The organism is Mycolicibacter algericus DSM 45454 (assembly GCF_002086455.1).
Taxonomy (GTDB): Bacteria; Actinomycetota; Actinomycetes; order Mycobacteriales; family Mycobacteriaceae; genus Mycobacterium; species Mycobacterium algericum.
On the sequence record NZ_MVHC01000003.1, the window covers coordinates 61,882 to 88,371 of the forward strand.

Genomic DNA, 26,490 nt, shown 5'->3' on the forward strand with positions numbered 1-26,490 from the left:
ACTCAGTGGTCGACGGTCAGCACCCCGACGCGCCACAAGAGTGCATACATCTGGTGCAGGGGGCCACTGAGCAGCCGGGTGGCCATGTCGACCACCGGGTCTGAGGCGGGCGCGGCCGGTGCACCCCGGCGGGTGTCCACCTTCTTCGCCGTGCTGACGGCACGCGGGGCCGGCGCCTGGATGTCGGTGTAGGCGATTGCAACCATGATGATGGCCTCCTAGTCGCGTAACGCCGCTACGCGCTCAGCTGGAGGCCGGAATCGGGGCTCAACTGGAGGCGGTATGCGACCGTTCGGATGGGGACGGAACAGAAGTCAGATATCGGCTCGGACTATCACCGGAACTCATGCGTCCCTCACCTCCTCTCGGTCGCGGGCACGCGTCGGCGTGCCGGTTTCACCGCAGGCTTTGGAGGCAGCTCCGACGACTGTCGGAAGACCGCACCCCTCTCGTCAGAGCTTCGACACTGCACGGCGTGTCCCGCCCGCTCAGATTTGCGAGCCGGAAGCCACTTGGGCTCAACCCTTAAGCCGGGAGGAGCTGTCCTGACCCGGGGCGTCTTTCGACGTTCGGGGTCAGTGGCCTGTGTCCGTGCAGACGCCTCACCTAACGAGGTGCTTGCATGGTCCATAGTGCATCAGGAATGCGCCCGGGTCAATTCAACTCACCCACCGGTTTCCACACGGTTCGGTCACGACCCGGCGGCATCGTCGAAGTGCACCGTCGCACGGGTTCCTCGGGCGCCCGGGGTGCCGTCGGACCACTTCACCGGCTCGCCGGCGTAACGCCCCGGCGCCGCCCACGACGTCAGCGCACCGAGCACCATCATCACCGCCGCGGCGGCGAACACCACCGCCAACCCGGTATGGAACGGCCCGGAGATCAGTTGCGGGAAGAAGCTGTGCCCGGTCAACATCTGGGCGTCGACACCGGGATGGTCCAGCGCACCGGAGGGCCCCAGCAATTCGCCGATCGGGTTGTAACCCAGAAACGCCGCGAACAGGCTGCCCACCGGCGGGGTGTTGGCCACCTGTTCGGCGACCTCGGCGGGCACTCCCCGCTGCTGCAACCCCGCACCCATCGCCTCCGGCAACGTGTTCGCCAGGCCGATCACCATGAGGGAGAAGAAGATACCGATCGACAATGACGTGCCGGCGTTGAAGAACGTGGCCCGCACACCCGAGGCGGCACCGCGCTGCGCGGCCGGGACGCTGGACATGACCACAGCCGTGTTGGGCGCGGTGAAAATCCCGCCGCCGAGTCCGTTGAGGAAGACCAGCGCCGCGAAGATCCGATAGTCGAAGTCGACCGGAAGCAGCACCAGCGCCACGAACGTCACCGCCATCAGCGCCATCCCACCGACGGCGAACGGGCGGGCGCCGTGCCGGTCGGACAGCGACCCGGCCACCGGACCGGCCAACAGGAAGCCCACCGTCATCGGCAGCAGGTAGATGCCCGACCACAGCGGGGTGGATTCGAAGCTGTAGCCGTGCAGCGGCAACCAGATCCCCTGCAGCCAGATGATCAGCATGAACTGCATGCCGCCGCGCCCGATCGCCGCCAGTAGCCCGGCCGCGTTGGCCATGCCGAACGCCGGGATCTTGAACAGCCGCACATCGAGCAGCGGCGCGGCGACCTGCAGTTCGATGACGCAGAACAGCGCCAGCAGCGCCACCCCCAGCGCCAGCGAACCCAGCACCACCGGACTTGTCCAACTAGTCGGCGAATCACCATGCGGCTGAATGCTGTAGGTGATCGCGGTCAGCACCACGGTCAGCCCCAGACCCAGCGTCACCGTTCCCGCCCAGTCCAGCTTGGCCGGTGCACGCTCGCCGAGTTCGTGCAGCGAACGCATCGACCAGACGGTGCCCAGCACCCCGATCGGCACCCCGACCCAGAACACCGCCCGCCAATCCCACTCCGACAACAGCCCGCCGATCAGCAGGCCGACGAAGGAGCCGGCGACCGCCGCCACCTGGTTGACCCCCAGCGCCATGCCACGCTGATTGGCCGGGAAGGCGTCGGTGATGATCGCCGCCGAGGACGCGAACAGCATCGCCCCGCCGACGCCCTGCACCACCCGCCAGCCGATCAGCCACCGGGCGCCGGCGCCGAGGTCGAACGGATCGATCGACAGCGCGATCGCCGCCACCGTGAACACCACGAAGCCGGCGTTGTAGATGCGCACCCGGCCGAACATGTCGCCGAGCCGGCCGAAGAACACCACCAGCACAGCCGACACCAACAGGTAGCCCATCAGCATCCACAGCAGGTAGCTCACGTTCGCCGGATCCAGCGGGTTCAGCCCGATGCCGCGGAAGATCGCCGGCAATGAGATCAGCACGATCGAGCCGTTGACGGTGGCCAGCAGCACACCCAGCGTGGTGTTGGACAGTGCTATCCACTTGTAGCGCGGGTGATCGCGGCCGTAGCGCAACCGGCGACCGCCGGCCGCGACAGCACCGGAGTCGACGCTCACCCCCTCGACGCGCGCCGTCATCGTCATCTCCCGCGGTTCTCCGACCCAAAGCGCATATATTAGCTATGCAAAGGATCGGGTGCCTAATCGGCGGCGTCGGCGCCCTGGTCGGCGCCTTACGTCGGGCGTCACACTGCGCTAGCGTGGCAGTGCAGTGATCGCAGTACGGAAAATCCACACCGCGGGAGCGCAACCTGTGCGCTGAGAGGACGGCCGGGGCCGTCGACCGTACGAACCTGACCGGGTAATTCCGGCGAGGGAGAGGAAGAAAATGACTGATGTCGTCATCGAGCCGCAGGTGACCACCGGGCCGATCCCCTACAGCGAGAAGATTTACCGCGAGATCGAAGCCCCCGGGGGCGCGGTGATGAAAGTGCCGTTCCGGCGGGTCAACCTGACCAACGGCGAGCACTTCGACCTCTATGACACCTCCGGCCCGTACACCGACACCGACGCGGTGATCGACCTACACCGCGGCCTGCCGGCCCGGCCGGGCGTGGTGCGAGACCGCGGCACCCAGTTGCAGCGCGCGCAGGCCGGTGAGATCACCGCCGAAATGGCCTTCATCGCCGCCCGCGAAGGTTTCCCCGCCGAGCTGGTTCGCGACGAGGTGGCCCGCGGCCGCGCGGTGATCCCCGCCAACCACAACCATCCCGAGCTGGAGCCGATGATCATCGGCAAGGCGTTCAAAGTGAAGATCAACGCCAACATCGGCAACTCCGCGGTGACCAGCTCGATCGGCGAAGAGGTCGACAAGATGGTGTGGGCCACCCGCTGGGGTGCCGACAACATCATGGACCTGTCCACCGGCAAGGACATCCACGAGACCCGGGAGTGGATCCTGCGCAACTCCCCGGTGCCGGTCGGCACGGTGCCGATCTACCAGGCGCTGGAGAAGGTCAACGGCGACCCGACCAAGCTGAGCTGGGAGTTGTACCGCGACACCGTGATCGAACAGTGCGAGCAGGGCGTCGACTACATGACCGTGCACGCCGGGGTGCTGTTGCGCTACGTGCCGCTGACCGCCAAGCGGGTCACCGGCATCGTGTCACGCGGTGGCTCGATCATGGCGTCGTGGTGCCTGTCGCGCCACCGGGAGTCGTTCCTCTACACCAACTTCGAAGAGCTGGCCGACATCCTGGCCAGCTACGACGTGACCTTCTCCCTCGGCGACGGGCTGCGGCCCGGTTCCATCGCCGATGCCAACGACGAGGCGCAGTTCGCCGAGCTGCGCACCCTGGGCGAGCTGACCAAGATCGCCAAATCCCGTGGCGCCCAAGTGATGATCGAAGGCCCGGGGCACGTCCCGATGCACAAGATCGTGGAGAACGTGCGGCTGGAGGAGGAGTGGTGCGACGAGGCGCCGTTCTACACGCTCGGACCGCTGGCCACCGACATCGCACCGGCCTACGACCACATCACCTCGGCGATCGGCGCGGCGATCATCGCCCAGGCCGGTACCGCGATGCTGTGCTACGTGACGCCCAAGGAGCACCTCGGGCTGCCGGACCGCAAGGACGTCAAGGACGGGGTGATCGCCTACAAGATCGCCGCGCACGCCGCCGACCTGGCCAAAGGCCACCCGCATGCGCAGGACCGCGACAACGCATTGTCCAAGGCGCGCTTCGAGTTCCGCTGGTATGACCAGTTTGCGTTGTCACTGGACCCGGACACCGCGCGCGAGTACCACGACGAGACGCTGCCCGCCGAGCCGGCCAAGTCCGCGCACTTCTGCTCGATGTGCGGTCCGAAGTTCTGCTCGATGCGGATCAGCCAGGACGTTCGCGACTACGCAGACGAGCACGGGTTACAAACCCAGGAGGACATCGACGCCGCGATCGCCAAGGGCATGGAGGAGAAGTCAGCCGAGTTCGCCGAGCACGGCAACCGGGTGTACCTTCCGATCTCCACCTAGTGGTGATCGCAAGCGCGGCGGAGCCGGGGGAAGCGGGTCGCCACTCATCCAGCACAGTGGAGTTCCTGCCGCCGGCGCCGCCCGGATCGACCCCGGCGCGCGTCTTGACCATCGCCGGGTCGGATTCCGGCGGCGGCGCCGGCATTCAGGCCGACATGCGCACCTGCGCGATGCTCGGTGTCCACGCCTGCGTCGCGGTGACGGCGGTGACGGTGCAGAACACCGTCGGCGTCAAGAGCTTTCACGAGGTCCCCGCCGACACCGTCGCCGCCCAGATCGAAACGGTGGTGCCCGACATCGGAATCCAGGCCGCCAAGACCGGGATGCTGGCGTCGGCGCAGATCATCACAGCAGTGTCGGCGACCTGGCGGGAACTAGGGCTGAGGGTGCCGCTGGTGGTCGATCCGGTGTCGGCGTCCATGCACGGTGATGCGCTGCTGGCGTCGTCAGCACTGGATGCTATGCGCGACAATCTGTTTCCGCTGGCGACGCTGGTGACGCCCAACCTGCACGAGGTGCGACTGCTGGTCGGCGTCGAGGTGGTCGACGTCGAGACCCAGCGGACGGCCGCCCGGGCGCTGCACGCCCTCGGTCCGCAGTGGGTACTGGTCAAAGGCGGACACCTGCCGTCGGCGCGGCACAGCCCCGATCTGCTTTTCGACGGCACCGTCTTCCGGGAGTTCCCCGGGCCCCGCGTGGCCACCTCCGACGACCACGGCGCCGGTGACACGCTGGCCGCGGCCACCGCGTGCGCGCTGGCGCACGGGTTCACCGTCCCCGACGCGGTGGCGTTCGCCAAGGGCTGGGTCACCGAGTGCCTGCGCGCCGCCTACCCGCTGGGCCACGGGCACGGCCCGGTGTCGCCGCTGTTCCGGTTGACCCGATGAGCCTCGACGAGATCGCCGGGGTAGCCCACACCCCAGCGAGCGGCCCGGCCGGCGTCGTATTACTGACCCACGGCGCCGGCGGAAACCGGGATTCGCCGATGTTGCAGCGGATTTGCGAGGAATGGGCACGACGCGGCTTTCTGGCGATCCGTTACGACCTGCCATTTCGCCGGCGCCGCCCGAAGGGCCCGCCGTCGGGTTCGGGGGCCGGCGACCGGGACGGCATCGCCGCGGCGATCGGGTACGCGCGCGGCTTGGCAGACGGTCCGCTGATCGCCGGCGGTCATTCCTACGGCGGCCGGCAGACCTCGATGGTGGTGGCCGGCGGCGGCGTGCCGGTAGACCTGCTGGCGTTGTTCTCCTACCCGCTGCATCCGCCCGGTAAGCCGGAGCGCCGCCGTACCGAACACCTGCCCGGCATCGGCGTGCCCACCGTGTTCACCCACGGCAGCTCGGATCCGTTCGGGACGCTGCCCGAGGTTCACGCCGCAGCCGCGTTGATCCCGGCCCGGCACGACGTCGTCGAGATCAGCGGTGCCCGCCATGATCTGGCCACCAAGGCCCTGGACGTGCCGGCGCTGGCCGTCGACGCCGCCCTGCGACTGCTGAGCTGAGACCCGCCGGTGAGCTTCGCTGGTTACCGGTGAGTCAGGTACCGTGATTTTCATGAGTAGCGAGCTGTTCGACGTCGTCATCGTGGGCGCGGGTTTCGGCGGGATGGGTGCGGCGATCGAGCTGAAGAAGCTCGGCTACGACAACATGGTCCTGCTCGAGCGCGAGGACGATCTGGGCGGAACGTGGCACGTCAACCGCTACCCCGGCCTGGCCGTCGACATCCCCTCGACCACCTACTCGTACTGGTTCGAGCCCAACCCGCACTGGACGCGGCTGTTCGCCACCGGTTCGGAGCTCAAGCGCTACGCCGAGCACGTCGCCGACAAGTACGACGTGCGCCGCCACATGCGGTTCAACACAACCGTCGAGGGCGCCCGCTGGGACGAGGAAGCCCAGCGCTGGCAGGTGAGCCTGGCCGACGGCGCCACGCTGAGCGCCCGGTACCTGATCACCGCGACCGGTTTCCTGTCGCAACCCCACACCCCGGACATCCCGGGCATCGCCGACTTCGCCGGCAAGGTGGTGCACACCACCGCGTGGGACGCTCACCACGACTTCAACGGTCGGGCGGTCGGCTTGATCGGCACCGGCGCCACCGCGGTGCAGCTGATCCCGGAGCTGGCCAAGACGGTCGGCGACCTCACGGTCTACCAGCGCACCCCGATCTGGGTGGCACCCAAACTGGACTTCGGGTTCTCCCCCGTCGTGCAGCGACTGTTCGCGCGGGTTCCGCTCGCCCAGCGGGCGCTGCGGTGGGTGACCGACAGCCTGCTGGAGTTCATGACGTTCGTCGGGGTGCTCAACTTTCCGTACTTCCGCCGGCTTTCGATCGGCGCGATGGACCTGTGCAAGATCCACCGGTTCATCTCGATCCGCGACAAGGAACTGCGGGCCAAGCTCACCCCGAGCTACGACATCGGTTGTAAACGGCCCAGCTGGTCCAACGACTACTACCGCAGCTTCAACAAGCCGCACGTGCACCTGGAGACGGCCGGGATCGAACGCGTCGAACCGGACGGGATCGTCACCGTCGACGGCCGCAAGAGCGTGATCGACACCCTGGTGCTGGCCACCGGCTTCGACCTGTGGGAGGCCAACTTCCCGGCGATCGAGATCGTCGGACGCGACGGCCGCAACCTGGGAAAGTGGTGGCGAGAGAACCGGTTCCAGGCCTACCAGGGCGTGTCCATTCCGGCCTTTCCGAACTTCCTGAGCCTGGCCAGCCCGTACGCGTTCTGCGGCCTGTCGTTCTTCAACACGATGGAGTACCAGATGCGCCACATGGGCCGGTTGTTCGGCGAGCTGCAGCGCCGCGGCGCGACGACCTTCGAAGTCACCGAGGCCGCCAATACCCGCTTCCTCGACGACATGACCAAGCGGCTGGACCGCTCGGTGTTCTACGCCGGCAGCTGCACAGGGTCACGGTCCTACTACTTCAACCCGAGCGGCGAAGCAACCTTGCTGCGGCCCACCACGGTGCGCAACGCGGTGCGGGATGGCTCCCGGTTCCCGCTGGAGGACTACCAGATCGCCTGAGCCGGAAGCTGATCCGGCTTCAGACCCGTCAGTTGTCGCCGATCGCGACGGCCTCCATGAGTTTGCGCAGCGCGGCCTGCGCGTAACCCGGTGCCGCGGTGGCTGTTGCGTCACCGTACGACCGTCCTTCCCGGTCCAGCCGGCCCAGGTCGTCCACCAGCGCCGCCAAGGCGTGCACCAGGAACCTCGCGTGCAGGACGTCCAGCTCCGGCCGTACCGCCGTCAGTGGCCCCACCCAGGTGTCGATGAAGGCGCGCTCCGAATCGCGCAACAGGTCCCGCTCCGCGGGCCCCAGATTGACCCGCTCGGTGTCGTAGACCGCCGCCAGTTCGGGATTGGCGAAGATGGTGGCCACGAACGCCTCGACCAGGCGGGCCAGTACCTCGCGCGGGTCATTGAAGACGCCCGCGATCGCCGACATCTCCCCGCCGATCCGGTCGACGGCACGCTGTAGGCCCGTGGTCAAGATGTCGCTCTTGCTGGAGAAGTACCGATAGACGCCGGAGGCGGGGACGCCCACGGCGTCGGCGATCTCGGTGACGCTGGTCTCGGCGTAGCCCTTGGTACCGAACAGCAGGATCGCCGAATGCAGCAACGCCTCGTACGGCCCGGCGTCCGGCGTGAAAATACGCCACACCGATGGGCGATTGACCCCGACGTCACCCTGTTGGGGCAGTTCGGCGCCGGCCAGCGCCCGCGCGGTGTCCAGCATCAGCGGCCTGATCTCGTCGTCCGAGATCGGCAACCGGTGCCCGACGACGCTGCCCGCGATACTGAGCAGGCCCGCGGACAGGGTCCACCGCTCGATGGAGGTCAATCCCGGACGCAGCACGTTGAGCGGGCGTTGCACCCGCCGGTTGACCTGATGGATGTGCGCCGTCAGCGTGGCCTTGTCGGCAGGCTGCAGGTAGCGGCCCTGCCACCGGTAGAGCCCGGCGGCCTCGCGGTTGTCGAGCGCTGACGAGATGAGCGTGTTGATGATCTGGTCCAGGACCGCCCCGGGATCCTGTTCCAATTCCGCGTCGGGAATCTCGTCGATGAACGCGGTACGGTCCTCCAGCTGTTGACCGAGCGCGCCGACGACGACGGCGAACATCTGGTACTTGCTCGGGTAGTGCCGGTAAAGCGCCGGCGCCGAGATTCCAACCTTGGTGGCAATCGCCTCCATGCTGGTCGCGTGGTAGCCCTGTGCACTGAACGCCTCCGCAGCCGCACGCGTGATCTGGGCTTTGCGGTCTTTCGGGCGCCGTCTGATGTGGCCACCCGTGCGTCCGGCCGGGCCATTCGTAGCACCGAGCGTGATAACCACCTCTTAACAACTCCGGCCAGCTCCGTCACTTTCAGAGCATTATTAACACACCTAGGTGAACGGCGCCGCACGAGGTGCTGCGCGCGCGTCCTCCCGGTCCCGGCGGCCGGAGCCGAGCCCGGTCGGGGTCCGCTATCGACCGCGGGCAGTCCGCGCCGGCGTCACGGCGCGGCGGGCACCCATCAGCAGGGCGCCCGCCGGACGGATCACGGCGTGGTGACGACGTGACGGGTGCGGTCGTCCCGGATCGGAACTCCGTTGCGGCCGCTGAGATCCTGGGCGTAGATTCCGACCGCGTAGGGTACGCCCCGGCCGTTGACGGCCAGCTCGTCGCGGTCGATGTTGTCGATGGTGTCGCCCTTTTGGTGATAGTTCGGGTCGAACGGTTCATCGGCGGCACCGCCCCACAGCTTGGCCTCGTCTTCCGACTTCTTCACCTCGGCCCCGGAGAACAGCCCGCCGGACGGGATGCCGGCCTGGGTGAATCCGTCGTAGTCGGAGCGACCGTCGAAGGAGGTGTCGCGCGGTTCCTTGCCGGCGGACTTGAGGTAGTCCACCAGGGTCCGCTCGATGCCGGCCGAGCCTTCCGGCACCACCGGTTGGCCGCGCTTGGTCGGGTCCAGCGACTGGTCGCCGTCGTAGGTGAAGTAGCCCGGGTTCGGCGAAGCGAGCATGTCGAAGTTCAGGTACAGCGCGATGTTCTTGAGCTGCTCGACGTCGAGTGACTCGATGTACTTCCGCGAGCCGATCAGGCCCAGCTCTTCGGCGCCCCAGAACCCGAACCGCACCGCGTTGTTCACCTGCGGTGAATCCCCCAATTGCAGCGCGGTTTCCAGTACCGCTGCCACCCCCGAGCCGTTGTCGTTGATGCCGGGCCCCTCGGGAACGCTGTCCAGGTGGGCGCCGAGCATGACCACGTTCTCGGTCGATCCGGTCTTGGTCTGGGCGATCACGTTGCGGGCGGGGATGTCGTCGGTGTGCGCGTCGAGTTTGACGGTCATGGTGCCGTGGCCGCCGCGCAGCATCGCACCCTCGGCCTTCGTCACGCTCACGACGGGGATCTTGACCTCGGTCTTCTCCCCCAGTGTCCCGCCCATCTTCTCCTCGTCGACGCTGTCGGCGACCACCATCGCCACCGCGCCCTGCTCGACGGCGATGGCCATCTTCTCCTTGAACGGGCAGGTTCCGCGGTCCACCAGCACCACGGCGCCGGAGACGGTCAGCCCGTCGTAATCCTCGGCGCTGCAGCCGGGGCTGTCGTCGGCCGGCGCGGCGACCAGCGGCCCAGTGACACCCTCGGGCGGGGTTCCGAGGCTGTACTGCAGCGCCCGGGCCTCGACGGTCTTGTCGCCGAGTCGCACCGAGCCCGTCTCGGCTTTGAACACCCGGGCGATGAACTCCGGAGTCTGGACGTCGTAACCGCGCTCGCGCAATGTGTTGGCGACGTAGTCGACACTGGCGTCGTAACCCGGGGTGCCGACGGCGCGGGTGTCTTTGTTCGCGTTGGCGATGTCCTGCAGCTTCTGCAGGTGCCCCATCATCGCGTCGATGGTGACCTTGTCACTCAGGGTTTTGGCGAACTCCGCGGCCGCGGCGGCATCCGGTACCTGCTCGGCGGTGCGCGGTGCGCTGCTGCTGCACCCGCCGGTGAACAGCGCAGCGGCCAGCGCAACGCCGAGGACGGGCATCAACTTCGACTTGTAATCCACGCGTCCACGTTAGTGGAGGGGCATCGCGAGCGAGTTCGGGCGGCCCGCCGGACGGGTGCCGAGTGCTCCCGGCGAAGGCGGGAGCACCGCACAAGGGCCGTCTAGCCTCACCGTGCCTCGGCCCAGCGCGCGACCACCAGCTCGGCGACCGCGGCCATGCCCGCGGCATTGGGGTGAAACGGCCATGGCCGCCACGGCAGCGGCAGCCGCGCCCCCACCGTCCACGGCTGCGCCGACCACGGGTGATGTTCGCGACTGGCCTTCCCGGCACGCACGATCTCGCAGCCGGTCGCGGCCGCGGCGTCGGCGGTGTGCCGCTCCAGTTCGGCTGCGACGTGGCGGGCCAGCTCGACGACGTGTTCGGGCAGCCGCCCCGCCCGTAAGCCGGCCGGTGGCAGCAAGGTCAGGTAGTCGACGAACAGCACCCGCGCCCGCGGCGCCCGGCTCCGCACCGCCGCTCCGACCGCCTGCAGCGAGGATTCGACGCCGTCCAGCGCCCGCTGGCGCTCGCGCTGGTCGAAGAGGGTGCCGACCGGCGTCAGGAGTCGGGCGGCCCGGGGCAGCAACGCCGCGGCCATCAGCAGCGGCACGTAGCCGACATCGTTGCCGCCGATCGTGATGGTCACCAGGGTCTCCGAGCCGTCGAGCGCGTCGAGCTGCGGTGGCGCCCCGCGCTGGCGTTCGGTCAACAGGTTGGCCGTCGTCGCGCCGGAGAACGTGACATCGACCAGGTCGAGGCTCAGTGCGTGCGCGACCAGGTGCGGGTAGTTGCGCACCGATCGCCCGGCCGCCCGTGGGGCGCCGGGGACCACGGGCCGGATTCCCGGGCCGGCCGCCATCGAACTGCCCACGGCGACATAGCGAGTCACAGGTCCGGCGACGACGCCTGCGCCCAGAACCGCTTGGGGATGCGGCCGGCTCGGCGGGCCAGATAGCCGGCGGTGACGGCACCCGCCATCGCCGCGGCCATCGCCACCGGATCGGCGGCCCGGGTGACCGCGGTGGCCAGCAGCACCGCGTCACAGCCCAGCTCCATGGCCAGCGCGGCATCGCTGGCGGTGCCGATACCGGCGTCCAGCACCACCGGCACACCGGCGCCGGCCACGATCATCTCGATGCTGTGCGGGTTGGCGACACCCAGCCCGGTACCGATCGGCGATCCCAGCGGCATCACCGCGGCGCACCCGGCGTCCTCGAGACGGCGGGCCAGCACCGGGTCATCGTTGGTGTACGGCAGCACGACGAACCCGTCGTCCACCAATTGCTCTGCGGCGCGGACCAATTCGACTGCGTCAGGCAGCAGCGTGCGCTCGTCGCCGATCACCTCCAGCTTGACCCACTCGGTGCCCAGCGCCTCGCGGGCCAACTGCGCGGTCAGCACCGCCTCGGCGGCGCTGCGGCAACCGGCAGTGTTGGGCAGCGGCGTGATGCCCAGCCGGCTGAGCAGATCCAGCATGCCGGTGCCGCCCTCGGCATCGACGCGGCGCATCGCGACCGTGGTCAGCTCGGTGCCGGATGCCACCAGCGCCTCTTCGAGTGCGGTCAGGCTCTGCGCCCCACCGGTTCCCATGATGAGCCGGGAGCTGAACTCGCGCCCGGCGATGGTCAGCTTCGCGGCATCAACCACCTTGCACCGCCGTCACCACCTCGAGTCGGGCGCCGTCGCGCAGCGCGGTGGCCCACCGGGACCGCGGCAGCACTGCCTGGTCCACCGCCACCGCGATACCGCGGTCCGGGTAGCCCATCGAAGCCAGCAGCGCCGCGACCGTAGTCGCCTCGGCCACTTCGACCTGTTTCTCGTTGACGTTGATGATCATGCGCCACTCCTCCTCATCGCTTCCTCTGCATCGTCGCGTCGCGGATGATCATTGCACTCCAACCGGAAGTAGTTCGGACACAACCTGTTCGGCGGTCCATGGTGCCAACAGAAAACCGTTGCGGCCGTGGCCGGCGGCGACATAAGTCCGTTCGTCGAGCCGGTGTACCAGCGGCAGGTTGTCCGGTGTCATCGGCCGCAGACCGGCTCCGCATTCCGCCAGCTCGTACTCCCCCAGCGCCGGCACCAGGGCGCAGGCGTCGTCGAGCAGGTCGCGCACCCCGGAGACCACCGGGGCGGTGTCCCGGCCGTGCTCGTACTGGGTGGCTCCCACCACCACGCCGTCGGGGCGCGGCACCAGATAGACCTGCCGGCCGTGCACCCGGGCCCGAATGACCCGCTGCGGCACCGGCAAACAGCCTTTGCGCCACCGCAGCCGCAGCACCTCGCCCTTGACCGGCCGGATCGCCAGGCCGGGCCACAGCGCCGGGGCGTCGATGCCGTTGGCGATCACCACCGCGTCGGCCGCCACCTCGGCGAGATCGTGCACCGGTCCCGCCCACGCCACCTCGAGTTCCTCGCAGGCGGTGATCAAAGCGGTGACCACCGCGCGATTGTCGACCGCCAGCTCGGTGGGCGCCCGGAAGCCGTGCCGGATACCGGCGGCCAACAGCGGTTCGACCTCACGCGCGGCCGATTCCCAGATCACCGGGTGCCCCTGTGCGGTCAGCCAGTCGGCGACGGTGCGCAGGTCGGCGACATCGGCGCGGTCGGCGGCCACCACCAGCGATTCGCGCGCGGTGACGACCTCGGCCGGCAGCCGAACGAGGAAGTCGTGCCACAACTCCAGTGAGCGCAGCCCCAGCCGCAGCTGCCGGTCCTCCCCCGGCCAGCCCTCACTGTGCGGGGCCAACATTCCGCCGGCCACCCAGGAGGCGCCCGGGTCCGCGGTGCGATGCACCCGCACCGACCACCCGGCGCGGGCGGCCTGCCTGGCCACCGACAGACCGATGACACCGCCGCCGATCACGGCCAGCGACCCGAGCGAGGGTCCGGGCATGTGCTGCTCCCTTCCGCCTCGGTGTCAACACCCCAAGCTAGCCGCTAGCGTCGAGGGATGCACGAACGCTCAGATCGGCTGACCCGCCTCGTCGACGCCCGGCTCTACCTGTGCACCGACGCCCGCCGGGAACAGGGGGACCTGGCCGAATTCGCCGAGGCCGCACTGGCCGGCGGGGTGGATGTCATCCAGCTGCGCGACAAGGGTTCGCCCGGCGAGCAGCAGTTCGGTCCGCTGGAGGCCCGCGACGAGTTGGCGGCGTTGGAGATCCTGTCCGCCGCCGCCCGCCGACACGGTGCGCTGCTGGCGGTCAACGACCGCGCCGACATCGCCCGTGCCGCCGAGGCCGACGTGCTGCACCTGGGCCAGAACGATCTGCCGCTGCCGATCGCGCGTGAGATCGTCGGGCCCGACGTGCTGATCGGCCGGTCCACCCACGACGGCCAGCAGGTCAGAGCGGCGCTGACCGAACCGGTCGACTACTTCTGCGTCGGGCCGTGCTGGCCCACCCCCACCAAACCCGGGCGCCCCGCTCCGGGTCTGGAGCTGCTGAGGTTCGCCGTGGACCAGCGCGCCGACAAGCCATGGTTCGCCATCGGCGGGATCGATGCCGAGCGGCTGCCGCAGGTGGTGGCGGCCGGCGCCGGCCGGGTGGTGGTGGTGCGGGCGATCACCGCCGCGGATGATCCGCAGGCGGCTGCCTCGGCGCTGCTTGCGGCGCTTACCGGGGCCTAGCGGGGTGACGTGGCTGCCCATCGGGTGTGCGCACGCTGGGCTCAGCCCGGTAGGTGCAACCCGCGCAGCGACTGCCAGCTGGCGGCGAATCCCGGGTGCAACGGCAAGGCGGCCACCTCGTGTTCGGCCACCCAGCGCAACTCGGTGCTCTCCCGATTGGGCACTACCGGGAGCAGTTCGTCGGCGTCGGCGAGCACGGTGGTGTACGTCCAGGTGGTGCCGCTGGCCGACGCGGTGACCACGGCCGCGCGCACGACGATGCGGTCGGCGGGCAGCCCGGCCTCCTCCTGGGCTTCGCGGATCGCGGCCTCCTCGGCGGTCTCGTGACTGTCGCGGGCGCCGCCGGGCAACGCCCACGTGCCGCCCTGATGACTCCACCAGGCGCGATGCTGCAGCAGCACGGTGCGGGTCCCGTCGGGCCGCGGTGCGCGCACCAGCAGGCCCGCCGCGCCGTGCCGGCCCCAGAAGCGGACGCCGGTGTCGGAAAACGCCCAGCCATCGCCGTCACCACGCACGACTGGAAGCGTATCGGGCGAGCAATGTCTCGGTTGTAGTGAGATCGCGCGACCAATTCGGCAACAACCACCGCGCAGGTCGGCACGGCTGACGGCTGCGCTCTTAGAATCCCTTTATTATCGTTGGGGGCGCGAACAACCGCAGGATGGAGCCTGAATAGACGTGACCGTTGAGTTGGCGCATCCGTCAACGGAGCCGGCGGGGTTACGGTCGCCGATCGAATCGGCCCGGCCCCGCTGGTGGTTCTTCACCACCACCCCGGGGCGGATCCTGGCCATCGGCATCATCTTGGCCACCCTCGGCGGCATCAGCGCCTTCGCCACGGCCACCACGATCAACAACCGGCAGAACACCCTGACCACGGTGCTCGACCACACCGAGCCGCTGGCCTACGCGGCGGGACGGCTCTACATCACGCTGTCGGTCGCCGATGCGGCGGCGGCCACCGCGTTCATCGCCCAGGGCGAGCCGCGAGCCGTCCGGGAGCGCTACGAACACGCCATCACCGATGCCGCGGTGGCGGTGACCCGGGCGTCCGGGGGCCTGAGCGACGAGCCGCTGCTGCAGCTGCTGGGGCGGATCAATGACGGACTGGCCGTCTACACCGGTCTGATCGAGACGGCCCGGACCAACAACCGGTCGGGCGATCCGGTCGGTTCGTCCTACCTGTCGGAAGCCTCCGAGCTGATGCAGCACACGATCCTGCCCGACGCCCAGCGGCTCTACCAGGCCACCTCGGCGACGGTGGACAGCCAGACCACCGCGTCGACCCGGGTGCCCGCCCCGGTGATCCTGGTGGTGGCGGCCACCGTGCTGTTCGGCGCGTTCGCGCACCGCTGGCTGGCACGGCACACCCGGCGCCGGATCAACCCGGGCCTGGTCGCGGGCGGGATGGCGATCCTGCTGATGGTGATCTGGGTCGGCACCGTCCTGGTGATCTCCACCGCGGGCAGCCGCAACGCCAAGGACACCGGCGCCGAGTCCCTCAAGGCGATCACCAACCTGGCGATCACCGCGCAGCAGGCGCGCGCCGATGAGACCCTGTCGCTGATCCGCCGCGGCGACGAGGAAGCGCGCAAGCAGACCTTCTACCAGCGCATCGACACGATGCAACAGCAGCTGGAGGGCTACCTGGACCGCGGTGACGCCGTCGACAAGGCCGACTTGGCCAACGCCGGGCAGCTGCTGGCCCGATGGCGGCAGGCCAACGACCGGATGAACTCCTACATCGGCGTCGGCAACTACCGGGCCGCCACCCAGGTGGCGCTGGGCGGCAGCGGCGATGACTCCACTCCGGCGTTCGACCAGCTCGACGCGGCGCTGGACAAGGCACTGCAGCACAGCCGCAACCAGTTGCGCAACGACGTCCTCAACGCCCGCCGGGTGCTGTCGGTGGCCCCGGTCGGGGGCGCGGTGCTCAGCCTGGGGGCGGCGATCGCCGTCGCGCTCGGCCTGTGGCCTCGACTGAACGAGTACAAATGATGAGCCGGCGCAGGCCCCGACTGATCGTGTGCGCACTGAGCGCGATACTGGTGCTGTCGGGGTTGACCGGGTGCGGCCGCACCGAGTTCGTGATGCCGACCGCGGTGCCGACACTGCCGCCGCCCACTCCGGCCGGCATGCAGGAGTTGCCGCCCGAGCCGCCGCGGCAGCCCGAGCCGGCCGAGAACTGCGACGCCACCGCCAGCCTGCACCCGTTCCGCAGCAAGGCCGAAGCCGACGCCGCAGTGGCCAAGATCCGCCACCGGGGCCGGCTGATCGTCGGGCTGGACATCGGCAGCAACCTGTTCAGCTTCCGCGATCCGATCACCGGCGAGATCACCGGCTTCGACGTCGACATCGCCGGCGAGGTGGCGCGCGACATCTTCGGCACCCCGTCGCAGGTCGAGTACCGAATCCTGGCCTCCGCCGAACGCATTGAGGCGCTGCAGAAGTCCGAAGTCGATATCGTTGTCAAGACCATGAGCATCACCTGCGGGCGCCGGAAGCTGGTGAACTTCTCGACGGTCTACCTCGTCGCCAATCAGCGGCTGCTGGTGCCGCGCGACTCCTCGATCCGCCAGGCCGGCGATCTGTCCGGCAGGCGGGTCTGCGTCGCGCAGGGCACCACCTCGTTGCGCCGCATCCGGCAGATCAGCCCGGCGCCGATCATCGTCTCGGTGGTCAACTGGGCCGACTGCCTGGTCGCGCTGCAGCAGCGTCAGGTCGACGCGGTCAGCACCGACGACTCGATCCTGGCGGGTTTGATGTCGCAGGACCCCTATCTGCACATCGTCGGGCCGAGCATGGACGAGGAGCCCTACGGCATCGGGATCAACCTGGACAACACCGGGCTGGTCCGCTTCGTCAACGGCACCCTGGAACGCATCCGCCGCGACGGCACCTGGAACACGTTGTACCGCAAGTGGTTGACGGTGCTGGGACCGGCACCGCTGCCGCCTACACCGAGGTACTCGGACTGATGGCAAGCGACGATTCGGACCGCGGCGCCGACGAGCACTCGGCCGCCGAGTTCGACGACTTCGACGATAACGGCCCGGCCACCCAGCGGGCCGACGTGCTGGCCGAATCGTCGTCGGTGCGCCGGCCGATGTCCACCCAGGCGATCTTCCGCCCCCGCGAGGGTTCGAACGCGGCGATCTCGGCCGACGACGACTCCCGCGTCGCGGCGGTGGTGCGTACCGTGGCGCCGCGGCGGCGGCTCGGCGGCGGCCTGGTGGAGATCCCCCGGGTTCCCGAGATCAACCCCCTCGAGGCGCTGATGCCCGACCCGGTGGTGGCCGAGGCCAAGCGCTTCTGCTGGAACTGCGGTCGGCCGGTGGGCCGGTCCACCGGCGACGTCAAGGGCGCCTCCGAAGGCTGGTGCCCGCATTGCGGGAGCCCGTATTCCTTTCTGCCGCAACTCAAACCCGGAGACATGGTGGCCGGGCAGTACGAGATCAAAGGCTGTGTGGCGCACGGCGGCCTGGGCTGGGTCTACCTGGCGGTCGATCACAACGTCAACGAGCGCCCGGTGGTGCTCAAGGGCCTGGTGCATTCCGGCGACGCCGAGGCGCAGGCCATCGCGATGGCCGAGCGCCAGTTCCTCGCCGAGGTGACCCACCCGTCGATCGTGAAGATCTTCAACTTCGTCCAGCACCCGGATTCGCACGGCGATCCGGTCGGCTACATCGTGATGGAGTACGTCGGCGGCCAGTCACTCAAGCAGCGGCGCGACAGCCGGCTGCCGGTGGCCCAGGCCATCGCCTACATGCTGGAGATCCTTCCGGCGTTGGGATATCTGCATTCGCTGGGCCTGGTCTACAACGACCTCAAGCCGGAGAACATCGTGCTGACCGCCGAGCAGCTCAAGCTGATCGACCTCGGCGCGGTGTCGCGCATCAACTCGTTCGGATACCTCTATGGCACCCCCGGCTACCAGGCACCGGACATCGTCCGGACCGGACCGACCGTGGCCACCGACATCTACACCGTGGGCCGCACCCTGGCGGCGCTGACGCTGAAGCTGCGCACCCGGGAGGGCCGTTACGTCGACGGCCTACCCGACGACGACCCGGTCCTGGCCAAGTACGACTCCTACCACCGGCTGCTGCGCCGTGCCATCGACCCGGATCCGCGCCGGCGGTTCACCTCCGCGGAGGAGATGTCCTCGCAGCTGATGGGCGTGCTGCGTGAGGTGGTCGCCAGGGACACCGGGATACCCCGGCCCGGGTTGTCGTCGGTCTTCACCAGGTCGCGGTCCACGTTCGGCGAGCACCTGCTGGTCGCGCACACCGACGTCTACCTCGACGGGCATGTGCACTCGCAGAACCTGACCGCCCGCGAGATCATCACCGCCTTGCAGGTGCCGCTCATCGACCCCGGCGACGTCGCCGCGCCGCTGCTGACGTCGATGGAGCTGAGCGAACCGGTGCAGACGCTGGATTCGCTGCGTGCGGTGCGCAACAGCGCGCTGGAATCGGAGGGCATCGACCTGTCGGAGTCCATCGGACTGCCGCTGATGGAGGTGCGCGCGCTGCTGGATCTGGGCAACGTCACCAAGGCGACCAGCAAGCTCGACGACCTTGCCGAGCAGGTCGGCTGGCGGTGGCGGCTGGTGTGGTTCCGCGGCGTGGCCCAGCTGCTCACCGGTGACTACGAAGCCGCGCGCAAGGATTTCACCGAGGTGCTCGACATGTTCCCCGGCGAGCTGGCGCCCAAGATGGCGCTGGCCGCCACCGCCGAGCTGGCCGGCACCGCGGACGAACGCGCGTTCTACGAGAGCGTGTGGCGCACCGACGACAGCGTGATCTCGGCCGCCTTCGGCCTGGCCCGCGCGCTTTCGGTCGAGGGTGACCGCACCGCAGCGGTTCGGACACTCGACGAAGTCTCGGCCACCTCAAGGCATTTCACCACGGCGCGCTTGACCAGCGCGGTGACGCTGCTGTCCGGGCCGTCGAAGAACGAGATCACCGAGGCCCAGATCCGCGACGCCGCCCGCCGCGTGGAGGCATTGCCGGACACCGAGCCGCGGGTGCTGCAGATCCGGGCGCTGGTGCTGGGCGCGGCGATGGACTGGCTGACCGAGCACGAGGCGAGCACGAACCACATTCTCGGGTTCCCGTTCACCGAACACGGGCTCCGGCTGGGTGTGGAGATGGCGCTGCGCGCCCTGGCCCGGCTGGCGCCGACGCAGGCGCACCGCTACGCGCTGGTCGACATGGCCAACGCGGTGCGGCCGATGAGCACCTTCTGACCCCGGCCGCCCTTCCGCCGGCCGGTGCGACCGTCGAGTGTGCGGTTTGGTACGCCGGTCTCGGCGTGTCGCGTGCCAATCCGCACACTCGGCATAGAACCGCAGGGTCGCCGGGCGATCAGGCCAACCGACGCAGCCGCGGCTCCAGGTCGGTCTTGAACAGCTCCAGGAAACGCCGCTGGTCGTGTCCGGGGGCGTGGAACACCAGGTGGTTCAGGCCCCACGTCACGTACTGGCCGACCTGCTCCACCGCCTCGTCGGGATCCGAGGCGACGATCCAGCGCTTGGCGATCTGTTCGATCGGCAGCGCATCGGCGGCCTTCTCCATCTCGATCGGGTCGTCGATCGAGTGCTTCTGTTCGGGGGTCAGCGACAGCGGCGCCCAGAACCGGGTGTTGTTCAGCGCCAACTCAGGGTCCGGGTCGTAGGAGATCTTGATCTCGATCATCTTGTCGATCCCGTCGACGTCTCGCTCGGCGGCCGCCGCACCTTCGCGCACCGCCGGCATCAGCTTCTCGGTGTAGAGCTCTTCGCCCTTGCCGGAGGTGCAGATGAAGCCGTCGCCGGCCCGTCCGGCGTATTTGGCCACCGTCGGCCCGCCCGCCGCGATGTAGACCGGCACACCGCCGTCGGGCACGTCGTAGATCGACGCTCCCTTGAGGGTGTAGTAGTCGCCGTCGAAATCGACCCGGTCGCCCCGCCACAGCTCGCGCATCAGCCGCACCGACTCGCGCAACCGGGCGAACCGCTCCTTGAACGCCGGCCACTCACCGATGAAGCCGGTGGCGATCTCGTTCAACGCCTCGCCGGTGCCCACCCCCAAGAAGACCCGCTGGGGATACAGGCAGCTCATCGTGGCGAAGGCCTGCGCGATGACGGCCGGGTTGTACCGGAACGTCGGGGTGAGCACGGAGGTGCCCAGCTGGAGCTTCTTGGTGCGCTCGCCGACCGCGGTCATCCAGGCCAGCGAGAACGGGGCGTGCCCGCCTTCGTGACGCCAGGGTTGGAAGTGGTCGCTGACCGTGGCGCTGTCCATGCCGTGAGACTCGGCGGCCACGCCGAGTTCCACCAGTTCCCGCGGTCCAAACTGCTCCGCCGATGCCTTGTATCCGAGTTTCAGTTCCACCATGTCCACCTTTTCTACTCTCCCGCGATCTTCCTAGACTCACGGGCATGGGTGCGAGGCTGGTCGAGGTGGTTCCGGTGACCGAGCGGGTCTACTTGGCCCGTGGTGAGGCGGTCAACTGGCTGTTGGTGACCGACGAGACCGGCGTACTGCTCATCGATGCCGGTTATCCCGGCGACCGCACCGACGTGCTGGCGTCGCTGGGCGCCCTCGGCTACCACGCGGCCGACGTGCGCGCGGTCCTGCTCACCCATGCCCACGTCGACCACTTCGGTGCGGCAATCTGGCTCGCCAAGACCTACGGAACGCCGGTCTACTGCCACGCCGACGAAGTGGGACACGCCAAGCGGGCGTATCTGGAGCAGGCCTCGCCGCTGGCGGTGGCCCCGCAGCTGTGGCGGCCGAGTTGGGCACGGTGGAGCCTGCACGTGCTGCGCAACGGTGGCCTGAACCGCGAGGGCATCCCGTCCGCGCAGCCGCTGACCGGGGAGATCGCCGCCGGCCTGCCCGGCCAGCCGGCCGCCATCCCCACACCGGGCCACACCCGTGGCCACTGCTCCTATCTGGTCGACGGTGTGCTGGCCAGCGGGGACGCGCTGATCACCGGCCACCCGGTGCTGGCGCACACCGGGCCACAGCTGCTGCCGGCACTGTTCAGCCACAGCCAGCAGGACTGCATCCGCAGTTTGTCGGCACTGGCGTTGCTGGAGACCGAGGTGCTGGCGCCCGGTCACGGCGACGTGTGGCGGGGCCCGATCCGGGAGGCCGCCGAGGCCGCAATCGACCGTGCGAGCAAACCTTAAGGTCACGATCCGATAAGCGTTGATCCCGGAGTTTAAGAGCGCCCTTACCGACTAGTCCCGCATCTGCGGCGCGCTTACCGGAAATTGACCGGCGGGTGCTGAACCGATTGGCGCAGCGCGTATTCGGGTGTGCTCCAGCACACACGGTGCTGCCCACACCCGCGCGTACCTTGGGCTCCGGACGGGAATTGCATTTCATTCACCCGGAAGGAAACATCCATGTCGAAACCCCTCGGCGTCACCATGATTCGGCGACTCGGCCTCGGCGCCGGAGTGCTGGGCGCCACTGCGGCCACGCTGATCGCCGCACCGTCGGCCGCAGCGGCACCGGACTGCAGTCACGCGGCGGTGACGAGCACCGTCGACTCGGTCACCGGTTCGGCTCGGCAGTACCTGAGCACTCACCCCGGCGCCAATGCGGTGGTGAACCAGGCGATCAGCGCACCGCGGCCGCAGGCTGCGGCGGACGTGCGCAGCTATTTCACCGCCAACCCGCAGGAGTACTACGAGCTGCGTGGCATCCTGGCACCGATCGGTGAGAAGCAACGGCAGTGCCAGACGACGGTGCTTCCGCCCGAATTGGCTTCGGCCTACGCCGAATTCATGGCCGGATAACACCGGCCGCGACACTGACGGTGCAACCGGGGCCCCGGTGCGGCCGAGGGTGAGCCCTCGAGTCCCGCCGGGGCCCCGGCCCGTCGTCCCGAACAACACTGGCAGCCAACATTATTCGGTGTTGGACGCGCTGCTATCCAGCGCTGTGTGAATTCTCGAGGGCGACGGCTAGGAACGGGTGGCGGCGACATAACGGATCACGGCCGGGGCGCCGTCGAGCTCGCGGTCGGTCAGCCGTGGCAGCCGCGCCACGGAGAACAGGTCGGCGATCCCGGATTCAACCGTTGCCCAGCCGCTTTCCTTCAGGTGTCGCACCACGTCGGTGTGCTCTCCGGAATAGAACGGTCCGGGCCCGCTCAAACTCAGGCCGCGCCGCCGCCAACGCTCCACGAGCGACTCATGATGCACCGCCTGCGGTCGACTCGGCGGCACCGCATGGTCGGCGGCGAGCCGGCTACCCGGGGCGCTGAGCGCGGTGACACCGTCGAGCAGCCGATTCTGGGCATCCGACGGCACATACCAGACCAGCAGACCCTCGATGACCCACGCGGTAGGCGCTGCGGCGTCGAAACCCACTCGCCGCAGCGCGGCCGGCCAGTCACTGCGCAGATCGACACCGACCGCGCGACGGTTGACGCTGGGCACGCAGCCCCAGTCGCGCATGGTGGTGGCCTTGAAGTCGACCACCGCGGGATGGTCCACCTCGTAGACGGTGGTCTCGGCCGGCCACCACAACCGGTAGGCGCGGGTGTCCAGTCCCGACCCCAGGATCACGGCCTGGCGGATCCCGCCGCGCGCGGCGTCGGTGACGAACGCGTCGAAGAAGTTGGTGCGCGCCGCGGAGAACTCCGCCAGCCGCGGAAATCCGCCGTCCCTGCCGAGCCGACTGATGTCCAGATCACCGTCGGCCACCCGGATGCAGAACTCCAGGCCGACCTTGTGCACCAACGGCGCGGCGAACGGGTCGTTGATCAATTCGCGCGACGTCGCCGCGGCCCGCGCCGCGGCCAGCACCGTGGCGATGACGCCGGCACCGGCGGCCAGGCTGGCCGCGTCATCCCCGGAAGCAGCTGGCGTGTTCACGGCTGTCCACCGCGGCGGCACGGCGGTCAAAGCGTTCTTCTGCCGGCCGGCACCCCATGCACGACCGCCCGGACCTGATCATCCATCCCGCTGACCGACGCGAACAGCATCTCGTCGCCGGCCCGCAGCGCTTCGGCGGCCCGCGGCAGGATGACCGAGTCGCCGCGCAGCACCGCGAGCAAGGCCGCGCCCTCGGGCAGCGCGATATCGCAGATTTGTCGGCCGATCAGCGGATTGTCTTCGGGCAGTGTCAATTTGGTCAGGCTGGCCTGACCGCGCCGCAAGCCCATCAACGGCACCAGGTGGCCGACATCGATGGCGCCTTCCACCGCGGCGACCATCGCGCGGGGTGTGGAGACCGCCACGTCGATGCCCCACTCCTCGGTGAACAACCGCTCGTTGCGCGCGTTGTTGACCCGGGCCACCACCCGGGCCACCCCGAACTCGGCCTTGGCCAGCAGCGCGGTGGCCAGGTTCGCCTTGTCGTCGCCGGTGGCGGCGATCACCACATCACAGATCTCGATGCCACATTCCTGCAGCGCCGACAACTCGCAGGCGTCGGCCAGCAGCCACTCGGCTCCGGGGACGGAATGGGGTTCGTAGTGCGCCGGGTTGCGCTCGATGAGCAGCACCCGGTGGCCGTCGCCGATCAGTTCCCGCGCCACCGACCGCCCGACAGCGCCGGCACCGGCGATCCCGACCCGCATGATCGCTCACCTCATCCCGCATCGCTCCCGGCTGTTCCGGGTGTACCACAGTCGTGACGGCAGTACTGATTTACTGACAGATAACACGAACCCGCTGTCCTTGAGCGAATCACACGAGCGGGTTCGGCCACCACCGCCGGTTCGAATGGGAATCAGATGACCCTGGAGCAGCTCTACCTGGCCCTGCTGATCGGGGGCCTGGTTCTGCTCGCCAGCATCATCGCGACCCGGGCCGCGGACCGGGTGGGCCTGCCCAGCCTGCTGCTGTTCCTGTTCGTCGGGGTGGCGATCGGCAACGACGGGCTGGGACTGGACTTCTCCGACGTACAACTGGCCAGCGACCTGGGCACCACCGCGCTGGCGGTGATCCTGGTCGAAGGTGGTTTGACGACCAAGTTCGCCAACATCCGCAAGCTGCTCGCGCCGGCGGCGGTGCTGGCCACCGTGGGTGTGGTGGTCAGCATGGCGGTGATCGCGGTGGCCGCGCACCTGCTGCTGGGCATCAGCTGGCAGCTGGCCTTACTGCTGGGCGCGATCGTCTCACCCACCGACGCGGCCGCAGTTTTCTCCATCCTGCGCGTGTTGCCGCTGCCGCGGCGGGTGGCCGGTCTGCTGGAGGCCGAGTCCGGCTTCAACGACGCACCCGCGGCGATCGTGGTGCTGATGCTGAGCACCACACCGCTGACGATCGCCCCGGTGCACGCCATCGTCGATGTCGTCTTCGAGTTGGCGGTGGGGTCGGCGATCGGCTTGGTTGCCGGGCTGCTCGGGGCGATGACGCTGCGTCGTGCCGCCCTTCCGGCATCCGGCCTGTACCCGTTGGCGACGTTCGGGCTGGGCATGGTGGCGTTCGCGGCGGCCGCTTGGGTGCACGGCAGCGGGTTCATCGCCGCCTACCTGGCCGGGGTGGTGCTGGCGAACTCCGGCCTGCCGCACCGCGCGGCCATCCGCTCGTTCGCCGAGGGGCTGGGCTGGCTGGCGCAGATCGGTCTGTTCGTGTTGCTCGGCCTGTTGGTGAGCCCCAGCCAGCTGCCCGGGGAACTGGTCCCGGCGCTGCTGATCGGCGCGGTGCTGCTGTTGCTGAGCCGGCCGCTGTCGGTGGTGGCATCGCTGATCTGGTTCAAGGTGCCGTGGCGCGAACAGATCTTCCTGTCCTGGGCGGGCCTGCGCGGCGCGGTTCCGATCGTGCTCGCGACGTTCCCGATCGTCGAGGGCGTGCCGGACAGCTACCGACTGCTCAACATCGTGTTCATCCTGGTGGTGGTGTACACCGTGGTCCAGGGACCGAGTCTGGGACTGTTCGCGCATTGGCTGGGGCTGATCTCGCGGGACGCCACCCGCGAGATCCAGGTGGAGGCGGCACCACTGGACGTCCTGGAGGCCGAGCTGTTGACGATGACGGTGCAGCCGGAATCGAGGCTGCACAACGTCTCGGTGCTCGAGTTGCGGCTGCCCGACCCGAGCGTCATCACGCTGATCATCCGCAAGGGCGAAACCTTCGTCCCGCAGCCCGACACCCGGATCACCGTCGGAGACGAACTGCTCATCGTCACCACCACCAAGACCCGCTTGTCGGCCGAACGCCGGCTGCGCGCGGTCAGCCGGCGCGGCAAACTTGCGCACTGGTTCGACGAGTACGGCGACTCGGAGTAGCCCGCTCCCGTTGGCTCTGCATCCAGGGCGCAGAAGTGCGAGTGCCCGGCACCCTCAACGCAGAGTGATCAGCGGGATCGCGGTCTCCACCGGGGTCAGACCGCCGTGGAAGCCCACCAGTTGCGCCGTCTGCGGTGGCTCGTGCTCGGTCGCCAGGATCGCGGTGTCGCCGGTGCAGGTGACGACGACGTCGCCGATGCGCGCCAGATGTTCTTCGCGCACCGGTCCGAACAGGCCGGCGGCCACGGCCTGCTCGCGGGTTTGAACCACGGCCCGCCCGGCCAGCAGTTCAGTCCAGGCCGCCAGCACGTCCGCGGTCGCGCCGGCCTCGGTATGCAGGTAGCGCACCCGCGGCTCGCCGGCGACCACCCGAATACCCGCGCGCAGCCGCGGATCGGCATCCAGGTCGATCCGGGCGGGGTGGGGCACGTTGAGCCCGCCGTGATCGGCGGTGACCACCAGCGCGGCATCACCCGGTAGCTGCTCGACCAGATGCCGCAGCAGAGCGTCGACCTTGGCGGCCGCGGTTTGCCAGTGCGGCGAGCCGATGCCCGAGACGTGCGCGGCATGATCGAGCGCCGCGGTGTAGCCGTAGACCAGGCCGGGCGCCGCCACCAGTTCCGCGGCGACCCGGGCGGCGTAGTGCTCGCCTTTGGCGGTCGGGCGAAACTCCGCGCCCCGGTAGGCGGCCTCGGTGAGCCCGCTGCCGATGAACATCTCCGGCAGCACCGCCCGGGCGGCGATGCCGGCGTCGCGGAGTCGCTCGAACCAGGTCGGCACCGGCTGCCAGGTCGCCGGCGGGGGGTCGTCTCGCCAGAAGATGTGGGTGAGCACCCGGTCGGTGCCGGGGACGTTGAGCGTGAAGCCCAGCACCCCGTGTTCTCCCGGCGGCGCACCGGTTCCCAACGACACCAGGCTGGTCGGCGTGGTGGAGGGGAACGTGCAGGCCAGCTCGGTCAGCTGCCCGGTGGTGCCGGCCAGTACCGAGGCCAGCAACGGGGCGTCTTGCGCCAGCTGCGGCAACAGGTGGTAGCCCAGCCCGTCGACCAACACCACCGCCACGCGCCGCACCTCGCCGATTTGTTCGCGCAGGCCGAGCTGATCGGTTGCGCCCGGCGCCCCGAGCGCGGCCGCCACCGACGGCAGGATGTCGCAGATCGAACCGGGCACGCGGCCAGCCTGCCAGTTGCC

The 26,490-nt window shown here is 69.1% G+C and carries 24 protein-coding genes and 2 riboswitches; of the genes, 11 read left to right on the plus strand and 13 right to left on the minus strand.

Going from position 1 to position 26,490, the window contains the following annotated elements; all coding sequences use genetic code 11:
* Positions 1 to 2 precede the first annotated feature (2 nt).
* Together BST10_RS03840 and BST10_RS03845 are read right to left on the minus strand one after the other, a co-directional pair.
* The gene (locus BST10_RS03840) at positions 3 to 206 is read right to left on the minus strand and encodes an Rv1535 family protein (RefSeq protein WP_083036435.1); all 204 of its coding nucleotides are present in this window, start codon (positions 204 to 206) and stop codon (positions 3 to 5) included.
* Positions 207 to 437: 231 nt separating this feature from the next.
* A riboswitch (M-box (ykoK) riboswitch) is annotated at positions 438 to 621 on the minus strand.
* Between the two features lie 70 nt (positions 622 to 691).
* On the minus strand, positions 692 to 2,500 hold the full coding sequence (locus BST10_RS03845) for an MFS transporter (protein ID WP_083036714.1): 1,809 nt from the start codon (positions 2,498 to 2,500) through the stop codon (positions 692 to 694).
* Between the two features lie 150 nt (positions 2,501 to 2,650).
* A riboswitch (TPP riboswitch) is annotated at positions 2,651 to 2,757 on the plus strand.
* On the opposite strand from BST10_RS03845, the gene thiC reads away from it, so the two are divergent.
* The 4 genes from thiC (at position 2,751) to BST10_RS03865 (ending at position 7,432) form a co-directional block, all read left to right on the plus strand.
* Complete coding sequence (thiC, locus tag BST10_RS03850; protein ID WP_083036436.1) at positions 2,751 to 4,394, plus strand: phosphomethylpyrimidine synthase ThiC; 1,644 nt, start codon at positions 2,751 to 2,753, stop codon at positions 4,392 to 4,394. Its footprint overlaps the riboswitch before it by 7 nt.
* A 56-nt stretch (positions 4,395 to 4,450) precedes the next feature.
* On the plus strand, positions 4,451 to 5,281 hold the full coding sequence (gene thiD, locus BST10_RS03855; RefSeq protein ID WP_083036715.1) for a bifunctional hydroxymethylpyrimidine kinase/phosphomethylpyrimidine kinase: 831 nt from the start codon (positions 4,451 to 4,453) through the stop codon (positions 5,279 to 5,281).
* Entirely contained in the window at positions 5,278 to 5,895 is a 618-nt protein-coding gene (locus tag BST10_RS03860) for an alpha/beta hydrolase family protein (RefSeq protein WP_083036437.1), read from the plus strand. The genes thiD and BST10_RS03860 overlap by 4 nt, the downstream gene beginning before the upstream one ends.
* A gap of 52 nt (positions 5,896 to 5,947) precedes the next feature.
* A complete protein-coding gene (locus tag BST10_RS03865) occupies positions 5,948 to 7,432 on the plus strand; it encodes a flavin-containing monooxygenase (protein ID WP_083036438.1) in 1,485 nt (494 codons plus the stop codon).
* A gap of 28 nt (positions 7,433 to 7,460) precedes the next feature.
* Here BST10_RS03865 and BST10_RS03870 read toward each other — a convergent pair whose 3' ends face one another.
* From BST10_RS03870 to thiO, 6 genes are all read right to left on the minus strand, one after another.
* Positions 7,461 to 8,741 (minus strand): TetR/AcrR family transcriptional regulator, encoded by a 1,281-nt coding sequence (locus BST10_RS03870; RefSeq protein WP_163762403.1) that lies wholly within the window; start codon positions 8,739 to 8,741, stop codon positions 7,461 to 7,463.
* 206 nt (positions 8,742 to 8,947) lie between these two features.
* Positions 8,948 to 10,429 carry a M28 family metallopeptidase gene (locus tag BST10_RS03875; protein WP_083036720.1) on the minus strand — a complete coding sequence of 494 codons (1,482 nt, stop codon included), beginning with the start codon at positions 10,427 to 10,429 and terminating at the stop codon, positions 8,948 to 8,950.
* Positions 10,430 to 10,557: 128 nt separating this feature from the next.
* Positions 10,558 to 11,319, minus strand: a complete 762-nt coding sequence (locus tag BST10_RS03880) for an SGNH/GDSL hydrolase family protein (RefSeq protein ID WP_083036439.1) — start codon at positions 11,317 to 11,319, stop codon at positions 10,558 to 10,560.
* Positions 11,316 to 12,020: a thiazole synthase gene (gene thiG / locus BST10_RS03885; protein ID WP_235673758.1), complete on the minus strand. Its 705-nt coding sequence runs from the start codon at positions 12,018 to 12,020 to the stop codon at positions 11,316 to 11,318. Before thiG ends, BST10_RS03880 begins: the two co-directional genes overlap by 4 nt.
* A 49-nt stretch (positions 12,021 to 12,069) precedes the next feature.
* A complete protein-coding gene (thiS, locus tag BST10_RS03890; protein WP_083036441.1) occupies positions 12,070 to 12,267 on the minus strand; it encodes a sulfur carrier protein ThiS in 198 nt (65 codons plus the stop codon).
* A gap of 48 nt (positions 12,268 to 12,315) precedes the next feature.
* Entirely contained in the window at positions 12,316 to 13,326 is a 1,011-nt protein-coding gene (gene thiO / locus BST10_RS03895; protein ID WP_083036442.1) for a glycine oxidase ThiO, read from the minus strand.
* Between the two features lie 57 nt (positions 13,327 to 13,383).
* Between thiO and thiE the strand changes: the two genes are divergently transcribed.
* Positions 13,384 to 14,061: a thiamine phosphate synthase gene (thiE, locus tag BST10_RS03900; RefSeq protein WP_083036443.1), complete on the plus strand. Its 678-nt coding sequence runs from the start codon at positions 13,384 to 13,386 to the stop codon at positions 14,059 to 14,061.
* A gap of 41 nt (positions 14,062 to 14,102) precedes the next feature.
* On the opposite strand, the gene BST10_RS03905 is transcribed toward thiE, so the two are convergent.
* On the minus strand, positions 14,103 to 14,576 hold the full coding sequence (locus tag BST10_RS03905; RefSeq protein ID WP_013827326.1) for an NUDIX hydrolase: 474 nt from the start codon (positions 14,574 to 14,576) through the stop codon (positions 14,103 to 14,105).
* 163 nt (positions 14,577 to 14,739) lie between these two features.
* Between BST10_RS03905 and glnX the strand changes: the two genes are divergently transcribed.
* From glnX to BST10_RS03920, 3 genes are read left to right on the plus strand one after another with little or no spacing between them, the layout of a single operon-like run.
* The gene (glnX, locus tag BST10_RS03910; protein ID WP_083036444.1) at positions 14,740 to 16,059 is read left to right on the plus strand and encodes a protein kinase G-activating protein GlnX; all 1,320 of its coding nucleotides are present in this window, start codon (positions 14,740 to 14,742) and stop codon (positions 16,057 to 16,059) included.
* Positions 16,059 to 17,039, plus strand: a complete 981-nt coding sequence (locus BST10_RS03915; protein WP_083036445.1) for a glutamate ABC transporter substrate-binding protein — start codon at positions 16,059 to 16,061, stop codon at positions 17,037 to 17,039. The genes glnX and BST10_RS03915 overlap by 1 nt, the downstream gene beginning before the upstream one ends.
* Positions 17,039 to 19,312 carry a serine/threonine-protein kinase PknG gene (locus BST10_RS03920; RefSeq protein ID WP_083036723.1) on the plus strand — a complete coding sequence of 758 codons (2,274 nt, stop codon included), beginning with the start codon at positions 17,039 to 17,041 and terminating at the stop codon, positions 19,310 to 19,312. Before BST10_RS03915 ends, BST10_RS03920 begins: the two co-directional genes overlap by 1 nt.
* A 118-nt stretch (positions 19,313 to 19,430) precedes the next feature.
* Here the strand turns inward: BST10_RS03920 and fgd are convergent, their stop codons facing one another.
* The gene (fgd, locus tag BST10_RS03925) at positions 19,431 to 20,441 is read right to left on the minus strand and encodes a glucose-6-phosphate dehydrogenase (coenzyme-F420) (protein WP_013827322.1); all 1,011 of its coding nucleotides are present in this window, start codon (positions 20,439 to 20,441) and stop codon (positions 19,431 to 19,433) included.
* Between the two features lie 56 nt (positions 20,442 to 20,497).
* Between fgd and BST10_RS03930 the strand changes: the two genes are divergently transcribed.
* Both BST10_RS03930 and BST10_RS03935 read left to right on the plus strand, forming a co-directional pair.
* On the plus strand, positions 20,498 to 21,241 hold the full coding sequence (locus BST10_RS03930) for an MBL fold metallo-hydrolase (protein ID WP_205277499.1): 744 nt from the start codon (positions 20,498 to 20,500) through the stop codon (positions 21,239 to 21,241).
* Positions 21,242 to 21,460: 219 nt separating this feature from the next.
* Positions 21,461 to 21,856, plus strand: a complete 396-nt coding sequence (locus BST10_RS03935; RefSeq protein WP_083036447.1) for a heme-binding protein — start codon at positions 21,461 to 21,463, stop codon at positions 21,854 to 21,856.
* Positions 21,857 to 22,024: 168 nt separating this feature from the next.
* Here BST10_RS03935 and BST10_RS03940 read toward each other — a convergent pair whose 3' ends face one another.
* Both BST10_RS03940 and BST10_RS03945 read right to left on the minus strand, forming a co-directional pair.
* Positions 22,025 to 22,939 (minus strand): SAM-dependent methyltransferase, encoded by a 915-nt coding sequence (locus tag BST10_RS03940; protein WP_083036448.1) that lies wholly within the window; start codon positions 22,937 to 22,939, stop codon positions 22,025 to 22,027.
* Positions 22,940 to 22,965: 26 nt separating this feature from the next.
* Positions 22,966 to 23,646 (minus strand): potassium channel family protein, encoded by a 681-nt coding sequence (locus BST10_RS03945; RefSeq protein WP_083036449.1) that lies wholly within the window; start codon positions 23,644 to 23,646, stop codon positions 22,966 to 22,968.
* A 156-nt stretch (positions 23,647 to 23,802) separates the two neighbouring features.
* Here BST10_RS03945 and BST10_RS03950 point away from each other — a divergent pair, with 156 nt between their 5' ends.
* Positions 23,803 to 25,299: a potassium/proton antiporter gene (locus BST10_RS03950; protein WP_083036450.1), complete on the plus strand. Its 1,497-nt coding sequence runs from the start codon at positions 23,803 to 23,805 to the stop codon at positions 25,297 to 25,299.
* Positions 25,300 to 25,353: 54 nt separating this feature from the next.
* Here the strand turns inward: BST10_RS03950 and BST10_RS03955 are convergent, their stop codons facing one another.
* Complete coding sequence (locus tag BST10_RS03955; RefSeq protein WP_083036451.1) at positions 25,354 to 26,469, minus strand: alkaline phosphatase family protein; 1,116 nt, start codon at positions 26,467 to 26,469, stop codon at positions 25,354 to 25,356.
* Between the last annotated feature and the right edge of the window lie 21 nt (positions 26,470 to 26,490).

Excerpts from the sequence above, each read along its gene's own strand:
- BST10_RS03840 (WP_083036435.1), bottom strand. The coding sequence starts at position 206 with ATGGTTGCAATCGCCTACACCGACATCCAGGCGCCGGCCCCGCGTGCC.
- BST10_RS03845 (WP_083036714.1), bottom strand. The coding sequence starts at position 2,500 with ATGACGGCGCGCGTCGAGGGGGTGAGCGTCGACTCCGGTGCTGTCGCG.
- thiC (WP_083036436.1), top strand. The coding sequence starts at position 2,751 with ATGACTGATGTCGTCATCGAGCCGCAGGTGACCACCGGGCCGATCCCC.
- BST10_RS03860 (WP_083036437.1), top strand. The coding sequence starts at position 5,278 with ATGAGCCTCGACGAGATCGCCGGGGTAGCCCACACCCCAGCGAGCGGC.
- BST10_RS03865 (WP_083036438.1), top strand. The coding sequence starts at position 5,948 with ATGAGTAGCGAGCTGTTCGACGTCGTCATCGTGGGCGCGGGTTTCGGC.
- BST10_RS03875 (WP_083036720.1), bottom strand. The coding sequence starts at position 10,429 with ATGCCCGTCCTCGGCGTTGCGCTGGCCGCTGCGCTGTTCACCGGCGGG.
- thiG (WP_235673758.1), bottom strand. The coding sequence starts at position 12,020 with ATGGGAACCGGTGGGGCGCAGAGCCTGACCGCACTCGAAGAGGCGCTG.
- thiS (WP_083036441.1), bottom strand. The coding sequence starts at position 12,267 with ATGATCATCAACGTCAACGAGAAACAGGTCGAAGTGGCCGAGGCGACT.
- thiO (WP_083036442.1), bottom strand. The coding sequence starts at position 13,326 with ATGCCCGGACCCTCGCTCGGGTCGCTGGCCGTGATCGGCGGCGGTGTC.
- thiE (WP_083036443.1), top strand. The coding sequence starts at position 13,384 with ATGCACGAACGCTCAGATCGGCTGACCCGCCTCGTCGACGCCCGGCTC.
- BST10_RS03915 (WP_083036445.1), top strand. The coding sequence starts at position 16,059 with ATGAGCCGGCGCAGGCCCCGACTGATCGTGTGCGCACTGAGCGCGATA.
- BST10_RS03920 (WP_083036723.1), top strand. The coding sequence starts at position 17,039 with ATGGCAAGCGACGATTCGGACCGCGGCGCCGACGAGCACTCGGCCGCC.
- fgd (WP_013827322.1), bottom strand. The coding sequence starts at position 20,441 with ATGGTGGAACTGAAACTCGGATACAAGGCATCGGCGGAGCAGTTTGGA.
- BST10_RS03935 (WP_083036447.1), top strand. The coding sequence starts at position 21,461 with ATGTCGAAACCCCTCGGCGTCACCATGATTCGGCGACTCGGCCTCGGC.
- BST10_RS03945 (WP_083036449.1), bottom strand. The coding sequence starts at position 23,646 with ATGCGGGTCGGGATCGCCGGTGCCGGCGCTGTCGGGCGGTCGGTGGCG.
- BST10_RS03950 (WP_083036450.1), top strand. The coding sequence starts at position 23,803 with ATGACCCTGGAGCAGCTCTACCTGGCCCTGCTGATCGGGGGCCTGGTT.